This window comes from Bradyrhizobium sp. UFLA05-112, assembly GCF_053572325.1.
Genome location: NZ_JBANBK010000034.1, coordinates 51,334 through 76,045, shown reverse-complemented (window position 1 = coordinate 76,045; position 24,712 = coordinate 51,334). Strand labels below are relative to the sequence as shown.

22 protein-coding genes are annotated in these 24,712 nt (G+C 63.8%); 14 read left to right on the top strand and 8 right to left on the bottom strand.

All coding sequences use genetic code 11. From position 1 onward, the window contains the following. Window positions 1-130 precede the first annotated feature (130 nt). The 3 genes from dmeF (at window position 131) to SO180_RS20800 (ending at window position 3,002) form a co-directional block, all read left to right on the top strand. Complete coding sequence (dmeF, locus tag SO180_RS20810) at window positions 131-1,087, top strand: CDF family Co(II)/Ni(II) efflux transporter DmeF (RefSeq protein ID WP_449380704.1); 957 nt, start codon at window positions 131-133, stop codon at window positions 1,085-1,087. 100 nt (window positions 1,088-1,187) lie between these two features. Then, complete coding sequence (locus tag SO180_RS20805; protein WP_449380703.1) at window positions 1,188-2,018, top strand: N-acyl homoserine lactonase family protein; 831 nt, start codon at window positions 1,188-1,190, stop codon at window positions 2,016-2,018. Between the two features lie 105 nt (window positions 2,019-2,123). Further along, window positions 2,124-3,002: a DMT family transporter gene (locus tag SO180_RS20800; protein WP_449380711.1), complete on the top strand. Its 879-nt coding sequence runs from the start codon at window positions 2,124-2,126 to the stop codon at window positions 3,000-3,002. An 11-nt stretch (window positions 3,003-3,013) separates the two neighbouring features. On the opposite strand, the gene SO180_RS20795 is transcribed toward SO180_RS20800, so the two are convergent. Genes SO180_RS20795 through SO180_RS20785 form a run of 3 tightly spaced genes read right to left on the bottom strand, consistent with a single transcriptional unit; the run spans window position 3,014 to window position 4,554 of the window. Then, window positions 3,014-3,205: a hypothetical protein gene (locus SO180_RS20795; protein WP_449380702.1), complete on the bottom strand. Its 192-nt coding sequence runs from the start codon at window positions 3,203-3,205 to the stop codon at window positions 3,014-3,016. A 42-nt stretch (window positions 3,206-3,247) separates the two neighbouring features. Further along, a complete protein-coding gene (locus SO180_RS20790) occupies window positions 3,248-4,408 on the bottom strand; it encodes an MFS transporter (protein WP_449380701.1) in 1,161 nt (386 codons plus the stop codon). Between the two features lie 8 nt (window positions 4,409-4,416). Next, the gene (locus SO180_RS20785) at window positions 4,417-4,554 is read right to left on the bottom strand and encodes a hypothetical protein (RefSeq protein WP_449380700.1); all 138 of its coding nucleotides are present in this window, start codon (window positions 4,552-4,554) and stop codon (window positions 4,417-4,419) included. Between SO180_RS20785 and SO180_RS20780 the strand changes: the two genes are divergently transcribed. Continuing rightward, on the top strand, window positions 4,553-5,812 hold the full coding sequence (locus tag SO180_RS20780) for an adenylate/guanylate cyclase domain-containing protein (RefSeq protein ID WP_449380699.1): 1,260 nt from the start codon (window positions 4,553-4,555) through the stop codon (window positions 5,810-5,812). The genes SO180_RS20785 and SO180_RS20780 overlap by 2 nt on opposite strands. Here SO180_RS20780 and SO180_RS20775 read toward each other — a convergent pair. Continuing rightward, a complete protein-coding gene (locus tag SO180_RS20775) occupies window positions 5,809-6,372 on the bottom strand; it encodes a pyridoxamine 5'-phosphate oxidase family protein (protein ID WP_449380698.1) in 564 nt (187 codons plus the stop codon). The genes SO180_RS20780 and SO180_RS20775 overlap by 4 nt on opposite strands. A 155-nt stretch (window positions 6,373-6,527) precedes the next feature. Here SO180_RS20775 and pdxR point away from each other — a divergent pair, with 155 nt between their 5' ends. Next, the gene (pdxR, locus tag SO180_RS20770; RefSeq protein ID WP_449380697.1) at window positions 6,528-7,988 is read left to right on the top strand and encodes a MocR-like pyridoxine biosynthesis transcription factor PdxR; all 1,461 of its coding nucleotides are present in this window, start codon (window positions 6,528-6,530) and stop codon (window positions 7,986-7,988) included. Between the two features lie 130 nt (window positions 7,989-8,118). On the opposite strand, the gene SO180_RS20765 is transcribed toward pdxR, so the two are convergent. Then, window positions 8,119-9,366 carry an MFS transporter gene (locus SO180_RS20765; protein WP_449380696.1) on the bottom strand — a complete coding sequence of 416 codons (1,248 nt, stop codon included), beginning with the start codon at window positions 9,364-9,366 and terminating at the stop codon, window positions 8,119-8,121. Between the two features lie 169 nt (window positions 9,367-9,535). Here SO180_RS20765 and SO180_RS20760 point away from each other — a divergent pair, with 169 nt between their 5' ends. From SO180_RS20760 to SO180_RS20740, 5 genes are all read left to right on the top strand, one after another. Then, a complete protein-coding gene (locus SO180_RS20760; RefSeq protein ID WP_449380695.1) occupies window positions 9,536-10,888 on the top strand; it encodes an Nramp family divalent metal transporter in 1,353 nt (450 codons plus the stop codon). A gap of 668 nt (window positions 10,889-11,556) precedes the next feature. Further along, window positions 11,557-14,763 carry an ATP-binding protein gene (locus SO180_RS20755; RefSeq protein ID WP_449380694.1) on the top strand — a complete coding sequence of 1,069 codons (3,207 nt, stop codon included), beginning with the start codon at window positions 11,557-11,559 and terminating at the stop codon, window positions 14,761-14,763. Beyond that, a complete protein-coding gene (locus SO180_RS20750; RefSeq protein ID WP_449380693.1) occupies window positions 14,760-16,049 on the top strand; it encodes a cytochrome P450 in 1,290 nt (429 codons plus the stop codon). Before SO180_RS20755 ends, SO180_RS20750 begins: the two co-directional genes overlap by 4 nt. Window positions 16,050-16,069: 20 nt before the next feature. Beyond that, window positions 16,070-17,884, top strand: a complete 1,815-nt coding sequence (locus SO180_RS20745) for a hypothetical protein (RefSeq protein WP_449380692.1) — start codon at window positions 16,070-16,072, stop codon at window positions 17,882-17,884. Beyond that, window positions 17,881-19,350, top strand: coding sequence for a Dyp-type peroxidase (locus SO180_RS20740; RefSeq protein WP_449380691.1), 1,470 nt, complete (start codon window positions 17,881-17,883; stop codon window positions 19,348-19,350). The genes SO180_RS20745 and SO180_RS20740 overlap by 4 nt, the downstream gene beginning before the upstream one ends. Window positions 19,351-19,398: 48 nt before the next feature. On the opposite strand, the gene SO180_RS20735 is transcribed toward SO180_RS20740, so the two are convergent. From SO180_RS20735 to hemB, 3 genes are all read right to left on the bottom strand, one after another. Further along, window positions 19,399-20,175 (bottom strand): arginyltransferase, encoded by a 777-nt coding sequence (locus SO180_RS20735; RefSeq protein ID WP_449380690.1) that lies wholly within the window; start codon window positions 20,173-20,175, stop codon window positions 19,399-19,401. A gap of 92 nt (window positions 20,176-20,267) precedes the next feature. Further along, window positions 20,268-20,825, bottom strand: coding sequence for an RDD family protein (locus SO180_RS20730; protein ID WP_449380689.1), 558 nt, complete (start codon window positions 20,823-20,825; stop codon window positions 20,268-20,270). A gap of 175 nt (window positions 20,826-21,000) precedes the next feature. Then, on the bottom strand, window positions 21,001-22,071 hold the full coding sequence (gene hemB, locus SO180_RS20725; RefSeq protein ID WP_449380688.1) for a porphobilinogen synthase: 1,071 nt from the start codon (window positions 22,069-22,071) through the stop codon (window positions 21,001-21,003). A 212-nt stretch (window positions 22,072-22,283) separates the two neighbouring features. On the opposite strand from hemB, the gene SO180_RS20720 reads away from it, so the two are divergent. The 4 genes from SO180_RS20720 (at window position 22,284) to SO180_RS20705 (ending at window position 24,465) form a co-directional block, all read left to right on the top strand. Continuing rightward, the gene (locus SO180_RS20720) at window positions 22,284-22,757 is read left to right on the top strand and encodes a DUF6163 family protein (RefSeq protein WP_449380687.1); all 474 of its coding nucleotides are present in this window, start codon (window positions 22,284-22,286) and stop codon (window positions 22,755-22,757) included. Window positions 22,758-23,249: 492 nt separating this feature from the next. Beyond that, on the top strand, window positions 23,250-23,768 hold the full coding sequence (gene ldtR / locus SO180_RS20715; protein ID WP_027522899.1) for a transcriptional regulator LdtR: 519 nt from the start codon (window positions 23,250-23,252) through the stop codon (window positions 23,766-23,768). 201 nt (window positions 23,769-23,969) lie between these two features. Then, entirely contained in the window at window positions 23,970-24,206 is a 237-nt protein-coding gene (locus SO180_RS20710) for a hypothetical protein (RefSeq protein WP_449380686.1), read from the top strand. Between the two features lie 37 nt (window positions 24,207-24,243). Continuing rightward, complete coding sequence (locus SO180_RS20705; RefSeq protein WP_449380685.1) at window positions 24,244-24,465, top strand: hypothetical protein; 222 nt, start codon at window positions 24,244-24,246, stop codon at window positions 24,463-24,465. Window positions 24,466-24,712: the final 247 nt, after the last annotated feature.

The following is a 24,712-nucleotide window of genomic DNA, read 5'->3' as shown; positions in this document are numbered from 1 at the left end:
ATTACACCGAAACCGCGAATGACTGTCAATCGCGGGTTTGGCGGGTAATGAGCCTTACAATGAGCCTTAGAAAGTTCTGCTGCCGGGGCCTATATTCCCGGCAACGGATTCTTTCCCGGAGATATGTCCGATGCACTCACATTCCATCGAGCAATGGACGCATGAGCACGCGTTCCTCGGCGACAAGCATGACGAGAACGAGCGGCGCACCTGGTTCGTGGTGGCGCTGACGCTCATCATGATGGTCGGCGAGATCGTCGCCGGCTCGCTGTTCGGCTCGATGGCGTTGCTCGCCGACGGTTGGCACATGGGAACGCATGCGGCGGCGCTCGGGATCGCGGCGTTCGCCTATCGCTTCGCGCGCCAGCACCTCGGCAATGCGCATTTCACGTTCGGCACCGGCAAATTCGGCGATCTCGCCGCTTTTTCCAGCGCCATCATCCTGGGGCTGATCGCGGTCCAGATCGCCTATGAGAGCGTGCTGCGGCTGGTCTCGCCGGTGCCGATCGTCTATGGCGAGGCGATCGCGGTGGCCGTGCTCGGCCTCTGCGTCAATCTCGTCAGCGCCTTGCTGCTCCGCGACAGCCATGATCATCACCATCACGGCCACGATCATGGCCATGCACATGACGACGACCACGATCATGATCATCACCACCATCATCGCGACCATAATCTCCGCGCGGCCTACGTCCATGTGATGGCGGATGCGGCGACCTCGGTGCTGGCGATCGGCGCGCTCGTCGTCGCCATGTATTCTGGATGGGTCTGGGCCGATCCGGCCGTCGGCCTGATCGGCAGCGTGGTGATCGCGAGCTGGGCGTTCGGCCTGATCAAGGCCTCGGGTGCGGTGCTGCTCGACGTCCGGGCCGACGAGAAGCTGGAAAAGGTCATACGCGCCCGCATGGAGGTGGGCGAGGACCGCGTCACCGATCTGCATCTCTGGCAGGTCGGTCCCGGCCACCGCGCCGTGCTGGTCTCGCTCGTCTCCGACAAGCCCAAGCAGCCGGCCGTCTACAAGAAGCGGCTCGCGGGGCTGAAGGGGCTCAGCCATGTCACCGTCGAGGTGGAAACCTGCCCACATTGACGTGTTTGGGCCCGGGGGGAATTCCCTGGCGTCGCCGGGGTTTCGTCAGCGGTCACGGATGTGTCGCCGGCGCGCCGCTTCCGAAAAATAAGGAACCAGAATGATGCCCCGGATCAGTTTCGCGCTCGCCGCAATCGCGTTCGCCTTGCTTACCCAAACCGCCTCGGCCCAATCGGAAAAGCCGGGTGTCGAAAAACTCTACATCCTCAATTGCGGGGAGGGTGCCACCAGCGACGTGTCGCGCTGGACGCCGGGCATGAACGAGGGCAAGCCGATGGACTTCGTCGATAGCTGCTACCTGATCAAGCACAGCCGGGGCTGGTTCCTGTGGGATACCGGTGTCCCCGATGCGGTTGCATCGATGCCGAATGGCCTCGTTCCCTCCGACCCGAAGGCGACGGTCTGGCACCGGCCGAAGACGCTGGTCGCGCAACTCGAACAGCTTGGCCTCAAGCCGAGCGATATCAAATGGATGGCGGTGTCGCACACGCATCCCGACCACACCGGCAATGTCGAGATGTTTCCGCAGGCAGTCCTGCATGTTCAGAAGGCTGAATATGAGTGGCCCGGTCCCAACAATGAGCCGCGCTTCAAGCCGTCGCATCCCGTCGTGCTGCTCGACGGCGACAAGGACGTGTTCGGCGACGGCAGCCTGACCATTCTCGCAACGCCCGGCCACACGCCGGGACACCAGTCGCTGCTGGTGAAACTGCCGAAGACCGGCGCGGTGGTGCTGTCGGGCGATGCCGTGCACTTCAAAAGCAACTGGGACAACCGCGTGGTGCCCAGCATGAACGCCAGCAAGGACCAGACGGTCGCCTCGATGCAGAAGATCGCCGACGTGCTTGCCAAGGAGAAGGCGCAGCTCTGGATCAACCACGACAAGGCGCAGCGCGACAGCCTGAAGATGGCGCCGGAGTTTTACGACTGACGTCGCCCGGGCAGCGGAAGGGCTGCTGCCACGATGCTGTCAGCAGGGTGGTGCTAGGAGGATGCCCAACTGGCTTCGCGAAGGAGGCAGCCTTTGGGAGCAGGCTTGGGCGAATGGCCGGGCGTTGCGATCGCGCTTTTGTCCAGCAGCATCGGCGGCACCGCGGCGGCGATCACGCGCTATCTTGTCGGTGGTGCCGATCCGATCCTGCTGGCCATCCTGCGCTGGGGAATTGGGTTCGCCTGCCTGCTGCCGGTTGCGCTGTGGCTCGGCGCGCGGTGGCCGTCGCGGCGTGACCTGCCGGCGGTGCTACTGCTCGGCCTCAGCTTCTTCGGCCTGTTCTTCATCCTCTACAATATCGCGATCTCCTACACGACAGCGGCGCGGGCCAGCCTCGCGCTCGCGACGCTGCCGCTTCACACCATGGTGGTCGGCGCGCTGCTTGGCGTCGAGCGTCTGACGGTGCGCAAGGCGGTTGGCGTCGGCGTTGCCGTGCTCGGCGTCCTGGCCGCGCTCGCGACGGGCCTGGCGCAAAGCCCGCCCGGAGCCTGGCGCGGCGAACTGATCATGACTGCGGCAGTCTTCTGCATGGCCTTCTACAACGTGTGGTCCCGCCCGCTGATGCAGCGCTCGAGCACGCTCGGCTTCCTGACCGTCGGGATGGGGGCAGGGGCCATCGCGCTTGTACTGGTCGGCCTGGCGCGCGGCAGCTTTGCGGCGCTCGACCACTTCACGACTGCGCAATGGATCGCCGGCGTCTATCTCGGCATCGGCGGTGGAGCACTCGCTTTCATCCTCTGGGTGAGGGCGCTCGCGCTCGCCACGCCGACCCGTGTCGCCAACACGATGACGGTCAACCCGATCGCCGCGGCCGCGCTCGCGGCGCTCCTGATGGGCGAGCCGATCACACCCAATCTTCTGATTGGCCTCGTGGCGGTGTTCGCCGGCATCTGGATCGCGACCAGTGAGGCGAAGCCTGCCTGATCAGCTCTTGATCAGCTCTTGGGCAGCGTCACGGGTGGCGGTCCGCCCTCTGGCGCCTTCTTCGGCTTCAGGCTGCCCGCGTAGAACGACAGCAGGAACACCAGCACCACGGCGGCGAGATAGACGCCATAGGCCTGCGGCGGCGTGGTCGCCCATCGCGTGAGACGCTTGAATGTGCCTGATAGCTCGCTGTCGTTGGTCATGCCTTGCTTTTTGCGCGAAAGCAGCCGCGAAGGGAAGGGGCCTCAAGAAGGCCCGCGACGCTCCGGATGGATCAGGAACAGCGCCGCTAGCGCTGCGAGGCTCAGCGCCGACGACACGATCAGAACCTTGCTGCCCATGACGTCGATCAACAGGCCGAAGGCGAGGGGAGCGACGGCCTGCGCCATCCGTGCCGGCGCACCGATGATGCCGAGGCGGTAGCCGTAGTTCTTCGGTCCGTAGATCGACAGCGGCAGCGTTCCGCGTGCGATGGTGAGAACGCCGTTACCCGAGCCGTGGAGAATGGCAAAGGCGCTTGCACCGGCAGCGCCGAAGATGGCGATCACGGCGGCCCCGATCGGGTGGGTGATGCAGGCAAGCCGCGTCGACCACAGTGGATGAAAGCGGCTCAGAAAGCTCGCCTCGAGAACCCGCGCGCCGACCTGCGCCGGCCCGATCAGCGCGCCCGCTGCAATCGCCTCGACCGGCGTCGCGCCAGTGGCTTCGAGGATGCGCGGGAAATGCACCGCCATCGCACCGGTCACAGTCCAGGCCGCGGCAAAGACGAAGGCCAAAAAGATCATGGTGCGGTTGAGCGGGATATGCGGCTTGACGGCCGTCGTCGCCGCTTCCTTGGCGCCCTTGACCTTCGGCAGCATCAAGAGGTTGAGCGGCAGGCCGATCAGGATGTGGGCGGCTGCCCAGGCAAAGCAGGTGTCGCGCCATCCGATATGCGAAAGCCCGAGGGCCGTCAGCGGCCAGCCGACGGTCGAGGCAAATCCCGCCATCAGCGTGATGCCGGTGATCGAGCCGCGCGCCTCGGTGCCGTAGATGCGTCCGAGCGCGGCGAAGGCCGCATCGTAGAGCCCGAGCGCCATGCCGATGCCGAGCACGAGCCAGGCGATCGCCATCACCGGGACGGAGGTGGAGAAGCCGAGCAGCACGAGGCCGCCGGCAATCGTCAGGTTCGAGGCCGACAGGACCTGTCGTCCGCCGACGAGATCGATCTGCCGCCCGATGCGCGGGCCGAGCATGGCCGAAATCACCAGCGAGGCTGAGAAGGCGCCAAAGATCCAGTTGGAGGAGACGCCGAGATCGCGTCCGATCGGATCGGCGAGGATGGCCGGCAGGTAATAGCTCGAAGCCCAGGCCAGCGTCTGTGTGGTGCCGAGCGCCAGAATGATCGGAAGTTGTCGCTGGCTCATGCGCGAAATCATTGCCTGACTTTTGCATCCCTGGCGCGGGTGACGTCAACATCGGCCACGGCATATTCGATCTGCGGCATGCGGGACGCCGTGCGAGGCGAGGTCCGCCTTTCGTCCGTCACGAAGGTGCGGCTATAATGGCCCATGGAATTGATCCCCCGCCTTGCGCTGATCAACTGGCTGACCAGCCAGGGGCTCACCGGACTGCCCGAGATCGAGATGCTGCGCGGCTTCTGCGAGCGCTGCCGCGCGGAAGGGATCGCGCTGTCGCGGGGGCTCGTCGTCATCGACACGCTGCACCCGATCTATGAGGGGCGCGCCTTCCGCTGGAGCGATGGGCCGACCAACGAGAGCGACGTCTTCGAGTATGGATCGACGGCTGAGGGCGATCCAGCCAAGAACTGGCGCCGCTCGGTATTCTATCATCTGCTCGAGCACGGCGAGGACGAGATGCAGCTCGATCTCGCGGACGCCGCATCGCTCGACTTCTCGCAGATCGGCGAACTCGCGGAAAAAGGCCATCGGCATATCCTCGCCTTCGTGCATCGCTTCGGCGAGACCGGTGCGCTCGGCCAGATGGACTGCCTCTATTCCTACTGGACGACGCGGCGGCCCGAGGGCTTTGCCGAGAGCGAGCTCGCGGCGCTGCGCGATCTCGTGCCGGTGCTGGGGCTCACGGTCAAGTCCGCCCAGCAGGTCGATATCGTGCGCACGCTCGGGCGTGTCTACCTCGGCCGCGATGCCTCCGAGCAGGTGCTGCGCGGGCGCATCTCACGCGGCGTCACCGAGCGCATCAGCGCCGTGCTCTGGTATTCGGACCTGCGCGGCTCGACCGGGATCAGCGAGAGTATCGGACCGGACGAGATCATCCCGTTCCTCAACGACTATGCGCAGGCTGTGATCGACGCGATCCACGACGCCGGCGGCGACGTCCTGAAGCTGATCGGCGACGGCGTGCTCGCGATGTTCACCGGCGAGGACATGGCGGCGGCGCGTCGCGCGGCTCTGCGGGCCGAGCATCTTTTCCGCAAGAACATCGTGGCGCTGAATGCGAGGCGCGCCGCCGACGGCCGACCGATCACGTCGGCCTATATCGGCTTGCATGTCGGCGAGGTCTTCTACGGCAATATCGGCAGCGAGGACCGGCTCGATTTCACGGTGGTCGGGCCCACGGTCAACGAGGTCAGCCGCATTGCCTCGATGAGCCGCTCGGTCGATCGCGAGCTGCTCGCATCGGCGGAGTTTTACGCGGGGCTCGATGCGGCGGGCCGCCGCTATCTCGTCTCGACCGGCCGCTACGCACTGCGTGGCATCGGCCGCGCGCAGGATCTCTACACGCTCGATCCGGACATCGACACGAACGAGCCGGTGACGGGAAGCTACGAGCGGTATCTGGCGGGTTAGGGGCCGTCCGGCGGGATTGAGGCTTTGGGTGTTTTCGTCCGGTCCCTGGCGGGCCATTGTTCGGAAAGCGGCGGCATTGAAGTCTCCTTGCCGGTCATGCGCTCAATGGCGATCGCATAGACGGTAATGAGATCGAGCCGCGGAAAGAATCCCTTGGGTCGCGTTGTTTCCGGCTTGCCGTATTTGACCATCAAGGCCTCGCAGAACCGCTGCTTGACGGCCCTGTCGTCCACGATCCTGACACGGCCGAACAGGCATATGCTTCGATAGGCGAGACCGGAATCGCATTCAAACCGGCCATAATCGAAGACACCATCGTGCTCGTCGATCTCGAAGCAGACGCGCCGGTCCCGCTCGATGTTCGCGCGCAGATGTCCTCTGGCACCTGTCGTGTGGAGATACACCTCTCCGTCGATCCAGAGATAGAGGAGCGGGATGCAATAGGGGAAACCGTCCTCGCTAACCGTCGCGAGACGGCCACTATAGCCTTGTGCCAGCATCTCCAGCATCCGCTCGTGCGACATGGCCCGGTCTGCGCGACGGATCTGCGGTGAGCTCATGGTTGGGGACGCTCCGTACCGTTGTTCGCTGAGCGGCAATTTCGTCGTTATCCGAAAATTGGATAAGATTTCAGTGGTCTTATAGAAAGGTCCACTTCGTTTCGTTGAGGCATACCACTTGTCCTGACGCGCAGCTCAGTTGTTGGGGAGAACACGTGAAGAGTCGGCAAAGCTGGGCAGAGCTTTATGCGTTCGAGGTGGATCGCGCGGCAGATGCGCCCGTGTTCCGCCAGATTTATCTGCGGCTGCGCTCGGCGATCTTGTCGGGAGCGCTCCGTCCCGCGACCAAGCTGCCCTCGACACGCGAACTCGCAACGCAGCTCGGAGTTTCGCGCTCCGCAGTCGTCTCGGCTTTCGAGCAGCTTCTTGCCGAGGGCTATGCCGTCGGCAGGAGAGGTGCTGGGACCTACGTGGCCTTCGATCTTCCCGAGCCGTTCGCGGCCTTTCAGGACCGAAAGGTGCGGCCTGCATCGGCTGTCACCACCTTCGCTGAACTCGGCGATTTCGTCGACGTGACGGCGCGAGACGATGAACGTCCCTTCAACCTGGGGAGGACCCTGCTGGACGCGCGTAGCGCCGAATTGTGGCGCAAGCTTACCGCGCGCACGCTGCGGTCTTTTGGACGGCATCACCTCGGCTATGGCGATCCCCGCGGCTTGCCAGAGCTGCGCAAATCGCTTTGCGACTATCTTCGGGCCGCACGCGGCGTGCGCTGCGGGCCCGACCAGATCGTGCTCACTGCTGGCACGCAACAGGCCGTCGACATCGTGGCCCGCATCATGCCGGGGCCGGACAAGGAGGCCTGGACTGAAGATCCCGGCTACACCTTGACCCGTCTTGCGCTCATCGCAGCAGGCGCGAAGGTTTTCCCCATCCCGGTGGACCAGCACGGCATTAACGTCGCCGAAGGCATCCGTCGCGCGCCCAAAGCGCGCGCTGTGTTCATAACTGCCTCGCATCAGTTTCCAAAGGGCGTGCCCCTGTCGATGGCGCGCCGCCTCGAACTGCTTGGCTGGGCCCGAGAGTCGGGCGCCTGGATCATCGAGGACGACTACGCCAGCGAATTCAGATATGGCGGCCGGCCACTCGCTTCGCTCCAGGGCCTCGATGAAGCCGGGCGCGTGATTTACGTCGGAACTCTCAACAAGGCGCTCTTCCCGGGACTTCGGCTCGGCTACGCGGTCGTGCCGGATTCACTCGTGCGGAACTTCGTCGCCGCGCGCTATCTGATGGACCGCCAGCCGCCCAGCCTGTGCCAGGCGGTCGTCGCCGCCTTCATGGAGGAGGGGCATTTTGCGGCTCACATCCGCAGAATGCGGGAGGTGTACCGCCTTCAACGAGATACACTCGTCGCGGCCCTCAGGCGCCGGCTGAGCGATCACCTGAGCGTCGAACCGCCGGACCAGGGGATGCACCTGGTCGCCTACACGCGATCGGGACTCTCGGACGTAACTATCGAACGGCGGTCGCGCGAGCACGGCGTCGTCGTTCGCGCGATGAGCCCTCTGTATCTTGAGGCACCGGCGCAATCGGCGCTGATGCTGGGCTTCAGCGGTTTTCCGCGCCAGATCATTGCGCCGGCGATTGCGCGTTTGGCCCGGGCCTTCGATCGCTAAAGCGCGATGAGATTGGGATGAAACGTCATCGCGCTTTAGGTTGTCGTTTGAGCATGATCTTTTCGGAAAACCGCTCCGCACTTTTCCGGATCATGCTCGAGGCGAGTGACCGTCGTCCGCCCGGGCCCGATCAGCAAGCGCGCGCCGCCGCCTCGTCGCCGACCATCTCCGGCTGCCGGTCCAGCGCGACTGCCGGCGAGAGCCAGATCACCAGCGCCTGCACGGCGAAGATCGCGGCTGCGAGATAGAGGCATGCCTCCGCGCTATAAAACCCGCCGACGATCGCGCCCAGCGCCGAGCCGAGCGGGCGTGCGCCGTAGCTCATGATGTTGATGGCGGAGACGCGGCCGAGCAGGCGCGGCGGCGTCACCGATTGGCGCAGCGTGGTGGTCGAGATCACCCAGAGGATCGGGCCGACGCCGAGCAGGAAGAAGCTCAAGCATGCGAGCCATGCCGCAGGCACCAGCACCGTCAGCGCCATCACGAGGGCAGCAACGAACCCGGTCACCGGTCCAAGTCCGACCACCATGCCGAAGGCGAGGCGCCGCATCACCCGCGTCGCGACCAATGCGCCGATCACCATGCCGACGCCATACATCGCAAGCACCACGCCGACGCCGGTCGCCGAGAGGCTGAGATGGCGCACCGCATAGGGCACGAACACCGCAAGCTGAAGGAACCAGCCTGTGTTGAAGATGAACTGGGTGACGAACACCGGCCGCAACAGCGGGTGATGGAAGACGAAGGCAGCGCCCTCGCGGATCTCCTGCAGCGGGTGCCGTCGCGGCGCGGCTGCGCGCGCGGGCTCGTAGAGGCCGGCGAGCAGCACCACCGCGATCGCCGAAAGCGCGGCCGCAAAGCCGAAGGCCGGGCTGGCGCCAAGCCAGCCGACCAGTGCGCCGCCGAGTGCGGGACCGCTCGCAAACGCGATCGTGCGCGCAAGCTCAATTCGCGCATTCGCGGCAGGCAGCAGCTCCGGTCCAACCAGCGAAGGCACCAGCGCCGGCGCTGCCACGCTGTAGACGACCGTGCCGCAGACCGCCGCAAAGCCCAGCGCTGCGAGCAGTGGCAGGTTGAGCGCGCCAAGCGCAATCAGGATCACGATGACCGCAAGCGCCGCAGCCCGCAGCGCCTCGGCGCCGGCCATCAGCGCGCGCCGGGAGATGCGGTCGGCGAGCAGGCCGGCCGGAATCGCAAACAGCACGAAGGGCAGGGTGAGGGCGGTCTGGAGCAGGCCGGTCTGGCCTTCAGCGACGCCCAGCGTCAGCACCGCGACGATGGGGGCGGCGGCCAGCGCGATCTGTTCCGCCGATTGCGCCGCAAGATTGGACCAGGCGAGGCGGTTGAACGTGTCCGGAAGGCAAGGGGTCGTTGACATCGGTCATTCCCTGGAAATCGATCTGAAGGCCAGTATCCGCCCCGAAGGACCACCAAACCCACCCGCTTCCCGACAATCCCGGTCGTGCGCCTCATCACGGGAACCAATGCGGCTAGATGCAGTTGCAAATGAGTTGCAATAAGCACCTAGTTCGGTATTCTTTCTGTCCATGGATGCCCGATCACCCGATCTGACCCCCGACGCAGCTGGCTGGCGCACAGACGTGCCCACCACGAAGAGCTTGGCCGAGGTGAACGGCACGGTCGCGATCCCCGCCGCCGCAGCGTGGTGGCGCCGGCTGCTTGCCTTTGTCGGCCCCGGCTATCTCGTCTCGGTCGGTTACATGGATCCCGGCAACTGGGCGACCGACCTCGCCGGCGGTTCGAAGTTTGGCTACACGCTGCTCTCGGTCATCCTGCTTTCGAATCTGATGGCGATCCTGCTCCAGTCGCTGGCCGCAAGGCTCGGCATCGTCACCGACCGCGATCTTGCGCAGGCCTGCCGCGCGACCTACTCGCCGGCGGTGAACGGGATGCTGTGGCTCGCCTGCGAGGCGGCAATCATCGCCTGCGATCTCGCCGAGGTCATCGGCACGGCGATCGCCCTCAAGCTGCTGTTCGGCATCCCCTTGATCGGCGGCGCGCTGATCGCCGCGCTCGACGCTTTTCTCCTGCTGCTTCTGATGAACCGCGGCTTTCGTTTCCTTGAAGCCTTCGTGATGTCGCTGCTCGTCGTGATCGCTGTCTGCTTTGCGATCCAGATTGCCGCGGCGGCGCCGCCGGTCGCGGAGGTGATCCGTGGATTTGCGCCGCGGACGGAGATCTTCACCAATCCCGAGATGCTCTACATTGCGATCGGCATCATCGGTGCCACCGTGATGCCGCATAATCTCTATCTGCACTCCTCGATCGTGCAGACCCGCGCCTATGAGCGGACCGACGAAGGTCGGCGCGAGGCGATAACATGGGCGACGACCGACTCCACGGTGGCGCTGATGCTGGCGCTCTTCATCAACGCCGCGATCCTGGTGGTCGCGGCCGCGACCTTCCACAAGAGCGGCCATTCCGACGTCGCCGAGATTAGCCAGGCCTTCGAGTTGCTGTCGCCGCTGCTTGGACTTGGCATCGCCTCGACCTTGTTCGCAGTGGCGTTGCTCGCCTCCGGCCTCAACTCCACGGTGACCGCGACGCTGGCCGGCCAGATCGTGATGGAAGGCTTTCTCGACCTGCGCCTGCCGAGCTGGGCGCGCCGGTTGCTCACGCGCGGCATCGCGATCGTTCCCGTGATCGTCGTCACCGCGCTCTACGGCGAGCAGGGTACCGGGCAACTCCTGGTGTTCAGCCAGGTCGTGTTGTCGATGCAGCTTCCGTTCGCGGTCATTCCGCTGGTGCGCTTCGTCTCCGACCGACGCAAGATGGGCAAGTTCGCGATTTCCCGCAGAGTTGCCGCGATTGCCTGGATCGTCGCCGGCGTTATCGTGATCCTCAACCTGAAGTTGTTGTTCGATGCGCTGTTGGGGTGAGGGCGGGGCATTCTTCCCCGAGATCAGCCGGTGCGGAACCCCGGCGACCGTCGAGCCCGCGCGCAAGCGCGCGCAAAAGGCAGGAAAACCACGCGTTCGCCATTGGATGGAATAATCGAGCCTTGTTCGCGGCCTGACTCCCGGACCCCCGGGCTTTTACGGATTCGTCCTTTTCAATTTTGGCTAGGCGCGTATAATGAATTCAATTTTTGATAGGGCATATAATGGCGTTGGTTTTTTCAAGCTGGTTTTCATCCGCCGCGGAATGATGCGCTGAGATGAGCGCGTCAATCGCGCTTTCATCAGACATGTTCGTCGGCAACGCGCGACTTCGATCGGCGCAGGACCTTTGGCTAGATTCGCCTTTGGTCTAGATCCATTGGTTTGATTCAGGCGGCTCCTATTCGGGATCAAGGTTGGCCTCGCGGCCTCGAAGGGCAGGACACAAGTTTATTCGTTTGCATGAGGTGCCGGCATTTCGGAATTGGCACCTGCCTAGCATGGATATGCCGCGCGAAGGGCATATCGACGTCTTGATTGTTACCGGCGGAAAGACCTTCGCCATGTTGGCCAGGCCTTCCCGCCACTCGTTTTGCGCGCAGGTTCACGTCCTTCAGAGACGATGATCATGCGGATGAGCGTCGGTTATTCGTTGAAGCCATTGATGAGTGCGTAGTGCCGTGACCAGGTGTCCTGCTTGCTCAGCCCGAGTCGAACTAGAGCACCGATTCTGCTCGCAATGCGGCGCCGGTCTAAACCGTGCCGCCGACAAGTCTTCCGGGCCCTCAACCTCAGGCGTAACGGAGCGCGAGGCGCGATCCGCTTCGCAACATCCCACCTCGCGGGCGCAGCTGCTGACCGAGAACAAACAGGTCAGCGTGCTGTTCGTCGACGTCTGCGACTCGACCTCATTGTTGCAGCACGCAGACCCCGAGGAATCCCGGAACTATCTCGGCAGGACGCTGAACCTGCTTGCCGATGCAGTCGAAACCTTTGGAGGCACCGTCAGCCAATTGCTGGGAGACGGCCTCGTTGCATTGTTCGGCGCGCCTCTGGCGCAGGAAGATCACGCCTTGCGGGCCTGCATGGCCGCTCTGAAGATGCAGAGGGCAACCATTCCCGGCCACGAAGCGCAAGGCGTCGCCAGCCCGACGCTGCGCATCGGCATCAACTCCGGCGAGGTCCTGGTCGGTATCGTCGGACAGTACCAGTGGTCGCATTACGGTGCGGACGGCCAGACGATCCACATCGCGTCGCGGCTTGAGAAGCTGGCGCGGCCGGGCGGCATCTTGATCAGCGCGGCGACGCAGCGCCTGGTCGCACAGCAGATCGACACACGGCAGGTCGGAATAAAGCCCGTGCGTGGATTGGTTGCCCCGATCGAACTTCATGAAGTCGTGGTCGAGACCGAAAGCTCGGCGGCCGCGCCGTTGACGCGAAAGCAGCGCTGGGCGCCGCTGGTCGGACGCCAGGAGTTGCTGACTGTGCTGGCGAGCGAGCTCGAGATCGCCAGGACGGGCGCCATGCGGACGATTGGGCTGCGCGGCGATGCCGGCGTCGGAAAGTCCCGCCTGATCGGCGATTGGACAGGCGCTCTCGCAGGCCACGGTGTGAACCTGTGCATCGCGCAGGCGAGAGGTTATGCGAGCACGAGAGCGTACAGCACCGCGGCCGATCTGATCGCAAGTCTGTTGGAGCTGCCTCGCACGATCGCGAGCGACGTCAAGCAGACCGCTGTGCAGGTCTTGCTCGCGAAATGGCCGGCAGAAGGCGCCGACCATCTCCCGGCTTTGAGCGATCTGCTCGGGCTCGCCGTGCCGAACGAAGCATGGCTGGCGCTCAATCCGGCGCAAAGGCGGCGCCGTATCGGCGAGGCGCTGCTGTGGCTCGTTCGCCAGCGGGTCCAGGCAGGTCCGTTCGTGCTGGTGCTCGAGGATGTGTTCCTGGCCGATCGCGACAGCCGGCGGCTGTTCGAGGCCTTGTTGCCCCGGCTCCAGGGTCTGCCGGTCATGATCTGTGTCAGCTACCGTCCGGATTTCGAGCATCAATGGGGACAGACGACGTGGTTCGCCGAGCACCTGGTCGAGCCCCTCCGGAACGGGGAGATGCTCGCCCTCGCGCGGGCCTTGCTCGGCGATGATCCCTCCCTGCTGGGAGTGACCAGCGAGCTGGTTCGCCGCGCCGACGGCAATCCCTTCTTCATGGAGCAACTCGTCATCACGCTGATCGATGACGGATCACTCGAGGGGACGCCGGGCGCCTACCGTTTACAGCGGCCCCTTGGGGAGTTGCGAGTCCCGGGGTCGATCGCCGCCGTAATCGGGGCGCGGGTCGACAGGCTGCCTGATGCCGCAAAGTCGGCATTGGAGGCGGCGAGCGTTCTCGGCGATCCCATCACGCGAGAGCTGATCGCCGCGATGCAGGACGAAGACCTCGCGCGCACCGAGGAATTGCTTGGTCTTTGCGTCTCGTCCGGCTTGCTGACGAGCCCCGATCCCACGGGGCGTTCCCTGGAGCAGCACGCTTTCGTGTTCCGTCATGCACTGGTCAGAGACGTCGTGCTGGGGACGCTGACCCGCGCCCGCCTCAAGGCGCTGCATCGGCTCGCTTTCCTGGCCTTGCAGTCGCAACCCGGTGCCGAGGACGCCGATGCGGCGCCGGCCCTGGCCCATCACGCCTTCCAGGGCGAGGAATGGGAGCATGCGGCAAGATATGCAGTGAAGTCGATGGCGCGTGCCATCTCGCGCTCGGCCAATCAGGAAGCTCTGCAACTCTTCGAGATGGGCATTGAAGCGGCTCGCCGCGCCGACCGCGCGCCGACCGCGCAGGCCTTGGAACTCGCGCTCCGGCTGGAAGCCATCGGCGCCATGATGGCCCTCGGACACATCGACGAGATCTTCAACAACATGGAACGCGCGGAAGCAATTGCCGCGCAGCTGAATGACCAGCCTGCACGCGCATCGGTTTCGACGCAGACGGCGGTGTTTCTGTGGATGCGCGGACGCTTCGAGCAAGGCCTGCGGCATGCAACACAGGGCCTGGAAGCCGCCCGCCTTGCGCAGCGTCGTCGTATGGTGATGGCGGCGCATCAGGCGCGCCTGATGCATTTCCATGCTCTCGGTCGGTATGCGGAGGCGGGCGCCGAGGGCGGTGTCCTGCTGGCCGAGTACGGGCCCGAGTTGGCTGGGCACTATGTCCAACCCGGATGGGCTGTCATCCCCATCATCAACCTGTACGCATTCCATGCCAGCACGCTGTGGCGCCTCGGCGATTACGAAGCGGCCCACGAGGTCTGCACCCTGGCCTACGAGATTCTGTCCAAGGCCGATCATCCATATTCGCGTCTGCTGGTCGACACGGTCCAGGCGCAGATCTGGGTCGAGAAGGAGGAACTCGACGATGCAGAGGCCTTGATGCGCAAGTCCGTGCAGCAATGCATCACGCACAACGTGCCGACCACGCTGGCGTGTTGCTGGGGGGTGCTCGGCAACGCACTTGCGCGCAAAGGCAAGGCCTCCGAAGCAGTCGCGGTGCTTGAAAAAGGCTTCGCAGACCGGATTTACGACGCGGCCGGTCCTTACGGCAGGACGTTCATGCGCGTCGGCCTCAGTGTTGCTTATCGCGCTCTCGGAAACCTGAACGATGCGATCAGCACCGGACGCAAGGCAGTCGACCAGGCCGGCGAAGAGTACGGGCACCGGACGGAAGCTCTTTACGAGCTGGCCGTGACACTGCGGCGCGCGGGCGACGAGGCCGCGGCCAGGGCATGCTTCGCACAGACCTCCGACGCGGCGCGTCGTCTCGGCATGGCCTTCTACCAGAAGCGGGCCGCTGCAGCGCTTGCAACGCGACACCAGGATTGGCACCCAGCATGAAAAACACGACCCCCGAGCCCGATGCCTTGCCGCCGGGAGTTCGCAGCATCTCCTACGGGATCTTTTGTTGGGCCAATCGCCATCCGGGCGCCTTGCGCGCGATCGGAAAAGTGCTTCGGCGCTGGCCGTTCGTCGGCGGCTGGTTGGGCATGGCGGCGCGGGCGAGCGCCGTCAAAGCGGTGCTGAAGAGGCCGAACAGCTTCTCGAACACGGCGCATGCTGCCAACCTCTCGGCCGGCGACTATCTGATCGGCATGGATCCCGGTCCGACCTATGTCGCCGACAGGCGTTTGCTGGATGATCGGCTGGCTCAACTGAAACCGACGTTGCCGGCCGCAGCCGACGTGGCAGTCCAACAATACGTTCAAACCCTCCAGGCGCTCGGGACGAACAAATCGTTCGATCTCATTGACGACTACCTGATGTGGATCGTGTTTCTTGCCATGTATCCCTTGTTCGGCGCGGCGACGGACAAGGTGGCTGCGGGCGCCAACGGCAACGTCAGCGACCAGGGACTGCAACGGCAATATCTCCTGGAGATCCGCTATGTGGCGGGGCAGCTCCTGGCCGGAAGTTCGGCGACGCTGAGGGTGCAGCGCAGGGCCGAGCTCAACGCAGACGCGCTGAAGTCGCGCATCGCGGGCGTGAAAACCGACATTCAAAATGCGTGGGGCTTGCCGGGTTCTGCCGACATTGAGCGAAACGCAGTCGGACTTGCTTGGATTTCGCATCCGGTGACGGTGCAGTCGGGGGCCCTTGCCGTGCAAGAGCTTCTGGGTCGCCCCAAGGTTCACAAGGCTCTGCGAGAGGAGGCGCGGCGGCTCCAGCAAATCGGCCCGCCCGAAGTTTGGCAGAATAGGGCCTTCCGCGACTTGGTGCGAAACCATGTGCTCGAGCTCATGCGCTTCCGGCCGATCTTTCCGCTGCTCGCGCGCAATGTGCCGCGCGACACGGAATTCGAAACGGGCGCGCGGCACAATGCAACGTGCTCCGCCGGCGGAAAAATGACGATCTGGTCGATTGCGAGCTTGTTCGATTCCAATGTTGTGAAGGACAGCAACAAGTTCTGTCCCGCGCGCAACTGGGGCAAGGACGAGGATCTGCGGTGGTTGATGTTCGGCTACGGCACTCGCCAGTGTCCCGCCATGGTTTACGCGGTCGAGATCCTGACCAGTGCGCTGATTGGCCTGTTGATCCTGCCCGAGCTGCAACTGGCGCAGCGTGAGGGCAAGGCCATCACCTACGACGGACCGCTGATGTCGCGCATGCGCGTGAGTTTCATTTAGCAGGCGGGAGGGGGACGGGCATGCTCGAGATGGTCCGCCAGCAGATGATCTGCATCGTTGTGCCAGGCTGGGACGGCACGACTGATCTTTCGGAAAACAGCCCTGTTTGCACTGCGCTGAGCGCGCTGTTCGCGAACGTAGAGGTGGTCCAGTTCGCCTCGATCGCGCTACTGCCGGCGAGGGCGGATGCGGACGATCCGAGGCCCTTGCTGATGCTCGAGCTTGCCATCGAAGAGGGTATCGATCCCGACGATATGCTCTACCGGCTCGTCTGTCATCCAAGCGAAGCGATGTGGTCGCTCTACAGCAGGTTCTGGCCCGGCGGTGGTCCAGCGCGGCAGAGCGATCGCAACAGTCAATTGCACAAAAAGCTGATGAAGTGCCTCAGCATCGCCGATGGCGGCTTCATCGGCGCCCGCGACCGAACGGCCCGACAGATCGAGAAGGAGCAGGAGCTGCTTGAATGGACGCGGGACGAAGCGCGGGCCATGAAGGCAACGGAGCAGTACGGCGATGACCGTGCATCGTTCGCGCTCGCGCTCGCACAACGGGCATTCAAGAACCCGCAATTCGATTGGGCGATCGCGCCTGCTCCGCGATCCTGGTGGCGCGGGAAGGGCGCAAGTATCTCCGCAAAGCTCGGCTATGTGCTGACGATCTTCGTGCTGTGGCTGGCCGCGGTCTGGCTGGTGGGCGCGGTGCCGCGTGGCCTGGTTGGCGTCTACACCTGGCTGTTCGGCGCACCATATTCCGGCGTGCAGACCGTGGCGGACGCCGTTTGCGAGGCGAGCAGCTGGGTGATCTGGGTCAGCATCCGTGGTGTACTGGCGCTGGTCGGGGTCGGGTATCTGGCATGGCTGGTCCTGATCGCACTGCCGGCGGTGTCCAAGTCGTGGCGGCGCTGGCTGGAGAGTGTGGGTCGCGAACTCGACCGGCCCACGGAGACGTGGTCGTCATGGTCCACCTATTGGGTCGGCTGGATCGTCGGCGTGCCGATCGTCCTGGCCGTCGTCGCATTCGCGCTGGTCTTCACCTTCTATCCCGCGGCGATCGTGGACGCGTACGATGCATTGACTGCGAGATTCCTCGGATGGCAGATTGTCCTCTTCTTCGTCCTCGCGATCATCGCGTTGTTCTGCGTCGTCGGCGTGCTTTCCCGGATCGATCAGCAGCTTGCGGCGGTCGGCAACTGGTTCTTTCATCCCTACGAAGACGATGTGCCTCGCGCACAACAGGTCCATACGTCGATTGACCAGTGCGAAGGTCTGGTGGTGCGCGAAACCGCGCACATGGTCAGCCTGACGGATATCCGTAGTCGGAATGGCTGGAGTGCCTGGTGGATCCGGGCGTCGCTGCGCATCGTGACACTGTTTGGACGGGTGTTCTTCACCGAAGGCCGTCTGGGTAGTGCCCCGGGCATTCATTTCGGCCACTGGCACATCATCGAGGAGGGGCGCCGCTATCTGTTCTGCTCGAATTATGATGGCAGTTTTGGCGGCTATCTCGACGATTTCATCAATGGCGCGTCGATCGGAACGACCTTGGCGTGGCGGTGGACCACGCTGAAGCGCCGCGGATCGGCGGCGATCGGCCAGCCCGCCGTCGACGAGCCGCGCAGCTTCCCGCCGACGCGATTTATCCTGTTCCGAGGCGTGAAGTGCGAGCTGAGGTTCAAGTCATATGCGCGCGACAGCATGCTTCCGCATATGTTTCGCTTCGACGCGCGCAAGGAAACGATCGACGAGATCAACCTCGCCACCGGGCTTCGCGACGCTCTGTTCGGGGAGCGCAACGACAGCAATGACGACCTGATTATGAGGGCCATCGAATCATGAAAGCGCAGGCGCCGCATCTTTCGAAGCAGTTCGATGACATCCAGGGAATGCTGAGGAGCGGCTACAGTTGGCTGAAGAGCAGCCGCTTCTGGTTGCTGACGATCAAAGACGGTCAAGAGAACGCGGCGCGCGCGTGGCTCGTAAAACTCGTTGCGAGTGGAGTGGTCGCCAGCGCACATGACGTCGGGAAATCGAGAACGCATCCGATTGAGAGCGCTGCGGCGATCGCGTTCAGCTTTTCAGGGCTCACCAAGCTCGGATGCATGGAAACCAAAGAGCATCCATTCCCGACACCATTCCGCAGGGGCATGGGTAGCGACGAGCGTGCGCTACTTCTGAGGGACAATCCCCGGGAATGGCGTTGGTCCGATGTTGACGGTGCCGCCTGCGGCCCCGTGCACGTTCTGATTGCCGAGTGGACGCCGAAAGGTGCCGGGCCCCTCATTCCAGATGTGGACGAGGAGGTGTTCTGCGTCATCAGGGTCGAGAACGACCCTTGCTCATTTCGGAAAGTAGAAGGCGACACGGAAGAGAAATTGCACGAGGCATTTGGGTTCCGCGACGGTCTCGCGCAACCCGTGATCCGGGGACTGAGGCAAGATGACGGCGTCGGACTGAGCACGGCGAAGGCGGAAGCCGGCTCGCTGTATGACGATCGCGTCGTCTCACCTGGAGAGTTTATCCTCGGCTATCGCAACGAATATGACGAACTCACCTACTGCCCAAACGTGGAGGGGTGGACTCAATCGGGCCGCGCCAGGCATCCCGGTGGTCGCTTTGCCTTGAACGGAAGCTACCTGGCCGTGCGCCAGATCGAGCAAGACGTGGAGGCGTTCGATGCCTTTCGGTTGGCGAACGGTCAGGGCATCTGCGAAAAGCTGATGGGCCGCCAGGAGAATGGCTTGCCGCTCGGGTGGAAATACAACCCGAATAACCCAGTGTCGGATTCGAAAGCCGACGCATTCCGCTTTCGTGTCGAGGACGCCAACGGCTTCACGTGTCCGAAGGGAGCTCACATTCGCCGGGTGAATCCGAGAGATACGCTGGGCGTCGATGTGCAATCGAGCATCAAGTCGACCAAGCTGCACAGACTGCTTCGCCGTGGCCGGCCGTATCGCGAGGACAGCGACGGCAAAACGCGCAAGGGCATCTTCTTCATCGCCTGCAACGCGGATCTCGAGCGGCAGTTCGAGTTCATCCAGCAGCGCTGGGTGCGGAACCCGAGTTTCGTGAACCTCCACGCGGATGATCCGTTTGTCGGGTCGTCTGACCCCAAGACCTTCCCCAAGTCTTTCTCCATGCCGGGCTTGGCGAGCGGTGAAGAGATTTCCCTGGCGACTTTCACGACAACGTTGGGAGGAGGTTACTTCTTCCTTCCCGGAATCGCAGCGCTCGGGTTCATCGTCGGGAATGAGAGCATTTCAAAGCCCGCGGCATCGGAGGTGGCTGAAGCCGCCATGTCCTGAAAAGCCGCGGCGCGGCGCTGCACCCCGGCGCGACGCGCGAACACGCGCTTAATCCTGCGGCTCTGACGCCGTGTCGCCTTGTGCGTCGATGCGCAGCCATCCGGAGGGTGCGAGGCGCTGCTGCGGCAGGAAGCGCGCCTTGTAGTCCATCTTCTTCGAGCCCTCGATCCAGTAGCCGAGATAGACATAGGGCAGGCCCTGGCGCCGCGCGCGGGCGATGTGGTCGAGGATCATGAAGGTGCCGAGCGAGCGGCTGACCTGGCTCGGCTCGAAGAAGGAATAGACCATCGACAGCCCGTCGCTGAGCACGTCGGTCAGCGCCACCGCGAGCAGCTCCTCGCCGCGGCCGGTGATGCCGCTGTCGGGGTCGCGCTTGCGGTACTCGATGATGCGGGTCTCGACATGGCTGTCCTCGACCATCATGGCGTAGTCGAGCACGGTCATGTCGGCCATCCCGCCATGGCGGTGGCGGGAGTCGAGATAGGCGCGGAACACCGAATACTGCTCCGAGGTCGGGACCGCGCTGCGCTGCTCGCCGATGACGTCGGCGTTGCGCGCCATCACCTTGCGGAAGTTGCGGGACGGGCGGAACTCGTTGGCGACCACCCGGACCGAGACGCAGGCCCGGCATTGGTCGCAAGCGGGCCTGTAGGCGATCGACTGGCTGCGGCGGAAGCCGCCGTGGGTCAGGAGGTCGTTGAGGTCGCCGGCGCGGTCCCCAACGAGGTGCGTAAACACCTTGCGCTCATGCCGGCCCGGCAGATACGGGCAGGGCGATGGCGCCGTAAGGTAGAATTGGGGGGTGTCGCGCGAGTGCTGGGTCAAGGGACGTCGTGGGCCTCCGAAACGGGTATCAGCATCGCGCTACGGAGGCCCATGGTCAATCGGTCAGCTTACAAGGTGGTTTAAGAGGCGCTCTAGTAGGTTCTGGCGGTCTGCGGAACGGGCGAGCGGACGGAGTTATTGATGACGACAGTTCCCAGCACGATGTCGTGCAACAAGCGCCGGCGGCCGTTGAACAGGCCGACCAGGACCACGAGCGGCGTCAGGAACGAGATCGACACCCAGAACAGCACCGCGTGCATGGCGCCGAGTACGAAATAGCCGGGCGCGCCGTACCAGGTGCGCAACTCCAGGTCCATCACCCGCATGCCGACCGTAGCGGAATGCGGACCGCCGATGCAGGCGCCGTAATAAACCACGGCCCAGATCACCGAGGCCGGCCAGGCGAGCCAGAACAGCGCCCAGCCGAGGCCGAGCGTGACCACGCCGAACACGGCGATGAAGACATAGCCAAGGATGACCGGGACCGAAATCACGATGAGGTCGATCAGGAATGCGAAGACCCGTCGGGTCGACACGCCGCGGAACAGCTCCGGCTGGAGGTAGGGATCGTAGGCATGCGGCGGAACCCCGCCACCATTGCGCCAGGGACTCGAGTTGGGGCCCGAATTGCCCGCGTCCGAATACGACATAATCCGTCCTTCCGATCGGAAACACCCGTGGCAGCACATGGGATCAGGCCATCCCCCTGCCAAGGCCGCGGTGACCAACAAGCGGAAATATTCCGGCGATTCGGGGGCGGTGAACGTGGGCACTGTCATTCCGGGTTCGGTCCTGCGGGACCGCCCCAGAATGACGGGAGTTGTATTAACTCTGCGCTCTGATCTTCTCCGCCGCCTTCGGCGCGAAATACGTCAGCACGCCGTCGGCGCCGGCACGCTTGAAGGCGAGGAGGCTCTCCATCATCGCGCGCTCGCCGTCGAGCCAGCCGTTGCCGGCGGCTGCCGCGATCATCGCGTATTCGCCGGAGACCTGGTAGGCGAAGGTCGGCATTGCAAAAGTGTCCTTCACCCGCCGCACGACGTCGAGATAGGGCATGCCAGGCTTCACCATCACCATGTCGGCGCCTTCGGCGATGTCGAGCTCGACCTCGCGCAGTGCTTCATCGGTGTTGGCGCTGTCCATCTGATAGGTGCGCTTGTCGCCTACAAGCGTCTTGGCCGAGCCGATGGCGTCGCGGAACGGGCCGTAGAAGGCGGAGGCGTATTTCGCCGCATAGGCCATGATCTGCACGTCGAGCAGGCCGGCACGGTCGAGCTCCTCGCGGATCGCGCCGACGCGACCATCCATCATGTCTGACGGAGCGATGATATCGCAGCCAGCCTCCGCCTGCACCAGCGCCTGATGCACGAGCACGGCCACCGTTTCGTCGTTCAGGATCCGGCCGTCGGCGATCAGGCCGTCATGGCCATGGCTGGTGAAGGGATCGAGCGCGACGTCGCAGAGGATGCCGATGTCAGGGAATTCCTTCTTGATCGCGCGCACGGCCTGGCAGACGAGGTTGTCCGGATTGGTAGCTTCCGATCCGTGCTCGTCGCGCAGCGAGGCTTCCGTGTAGGGAAACAGCGCGAGGCAGGGGATCGTCAGCTTCATCGCGCGCTCGGCCTCACGCACCGCCTGGTCGACGCTGAGCCGCTCGACGCCCGGCATCGAGTTGACTGCCTCGCGCTTGTTGCTGCCATCGATCAGGAACAGCGGCCAGATCAGATCGTCGGTGGTCAGCACGTTCTCGCGCACCAGGCGCCGCGCCCATTCTGCCTTGCGGTTGCGGCGCGGGCGGACGATCAGATCCAGGCCTAGATCTTTGGCAGAGGCGGCCGCCGCGCTTCCGCGCGCCACCTCGCGTAATTCGATCGGACGTCCGTACTTGATCGCCATCGTAGGTCTCTCCAGCGCGATGATTTATCATCGCGCTTAGTTGTTGTTTGGGCATGGTCTTTTCGGAAAACCGCTGCACACTTTTCCGGATCATGCCGAACTAGAATTATTCTTATACCAGCTCGCATGGTTCCCGTCACCGCGGCTTGACCTTCCGCAACCCGGTAGCAGACCGATTGATTTTGCCGGGCGAAGCGGCCAGAAGGGGAGCCATGTCCGAGATCTCAACCCGCGATGCCGCCCGCGACAGCGCAAGAGACGGCGCAATGTCGGTAGCTGCTCTGTCGTCCGAGCGGCCAGAGTCCGACGAGAACGTCTGGACGCGGCGGCTCGTGCTGTTCCTGCGCGTGATGGCGCTGCTCTCGATCCTGAAGGGTCTCTATCACTGGGCGCAGGTGACTGGCTTCGTTGGCGGTGAGGACGATGCGTTCGAGAACCAGTCGATGGCCTGGCAAGCCGCGACCGTCTACTTCGCCGTGATCGAGCTCGTCGCTGCCGTCGGCCTGTGGCTCGCCACGCCCTGGGGCGCTGTCGTGTGGCTCACGACTGTGGTGTCGATGGCGGTGATCGAATTGATGTTCCCCGGCATCTATGGCGGCAGTCTCATTGTGGTCGCGGTCGAAGCCTTCATGCTCGCCGCTTATCTCGCGCTCGCCTGGATGGCCGCGCGCGAGCGCCCGCCATAGACGTCGATACACAAGCCCTCGTACCCCGGACGCAGCGCAGCATGCAGTGATGCGCTGCTGAGCCGGCGGCCCACGATCTGCTACGCGGCATCTCGGTCCCGGCTCTGCGCTCCGCTTCGCTGCGCTTGTCCGGCGCACGAGAATATTGCTCTTGGTTGATCGATCGTTGCCTCGAATTTGAGGCAAGTTTTCGAAGATCCCGCGTGATCCGCCACAGCTCTTACGCGCCCGTTTCGAAACAGGGCAGGGCTGTTCTGGAATGCGACAAGTGGTGCGGACGGAGGGTGAACAGGACCTTGCCACCGTCAACAGAGGGTTGCGAAAAGTCCTTGTTGCACAGGCTTAATCCGCGATTCACTGTCTTAAATTCATGATCTCTTTATTCTCTTATTTAAGCTGATCTTCAAACGCCTCCCCTTAAGTTGCAGCTATCAGGCGAGACAAAAGTTTCGTCGAATAAGTGTCGACAAAAACGACAACAGGGGAAGTGTCATGATGAAAGCCGTCGCAACTGCGGCAGATACCGCAGAGCGCGTCGCCGGCCAGCAGGGCTCGGTGCAGTCGCTCTATCTGGAAGCTTTGACTCTGGTGGAGCGGCTGCATCGCCGCTTGCTCGACGTCATCAAGGATGAATTCGATCGTCGCGGCCGCGCCGACATCAACTCGGTGCAGGCGCTCTTGCTCTACAACATCGGCGACAAGGAGCTGACCGCAGGCGAGCTGCGTACGCGCGGCTACTATCTCGGCTCCAACGTCTCCTACAATCTGAAGAAGCTCGTCGAACTCGGCTTCCTCGATCATCAGCGCTCGCGCGTTGATCGCCGCTCGGTGCGCATCCGTCTGACCCCGCAGGGCCAGGAAGTTCGCCGCATCGTCGACGCTCTCTACCAGAAGCACGTCAAGACGGTGGAGCAGGTCGGCGGCATCTCGGGCGAGGAGTTCTCCACGCTGAACAAGTCGCTGCATCGCCTCGAGCGGTTCTGGACCGACCAGATCCTATATCGGCTCTGATTTTTTCGGAAGGATCAAGGCTAAGCCGGCCCCAAACAAGACCGGCGTGCCTTTCCGAACGTGCCTGAACTTCCCCAATCGCGCCGGCCCGGCTTTGCCCGGACCGGCGCGTTTTGTGTTTTTGCACCTGCGAAAAAAGTAACTCGTTTGCGGAACCAGCCGTCAGCTCGCGGCTTATCCCCTCCGGATCGGAGGCGTGCGATGCTGGTCGAGCGCGGACTACAGACGATGAACGTGGAGATCGTGAGCGAGGCTTATGCCATCGCCGCGAATTATCTGCGCAGAGCCGGTGCACTCCCCGATACGCTCGTCACCGATGAGCGGCTGTTGAAGATCATCGTGCAACTGTTCCAGCACGGCGAATTCAACAAGATCAGGCTCGCCAACAAGGCGATCGCCAAATTCGAAGCTGCCTTCGAGGCTGGCGCGTTTGCCTGACAGCGTTCCCCAAAATTCGGACCAAGCAGAGGATGCCATGGAAGCCGCCATCGACCGCATCATGAAGACCTATGACCTCTTGGCCAACCGCACCGCTGCGGCGAGTGAGGAGGCGAGGGCCAAGGTGACGAACTACCTCAATACGCTGGTTGAGGCGGGCGAGAAGGACACGCATCGGTTGACGGTCTGCGGTCTGACCTATCTTCGTGAGCTCGACGGCAGCATCGACCCGGTGAAGGCTGGTTATACCGGTTTGTGAGGAGAGGCGGCCAAGTCCATCTCAAAGCCGGAGGAAGCGGTTGCCGGCGCCGTCTGGGCGCCGGTCGGCGGGCGTGACAGCGGCCGGCCGTTAACGATTGGCCAGCATCCCAGCGCAGGCGAATTCGTCTTTCGGGCCTCCAGATCCCCCGATCCCCACCATATCTGGCATAATTGTCGTCCCCGACCCGCAAAAGCTTGGCCGGGGCGAGCCGATGTGGTAGATCGCGCGTGCTTCCAACCGCCAC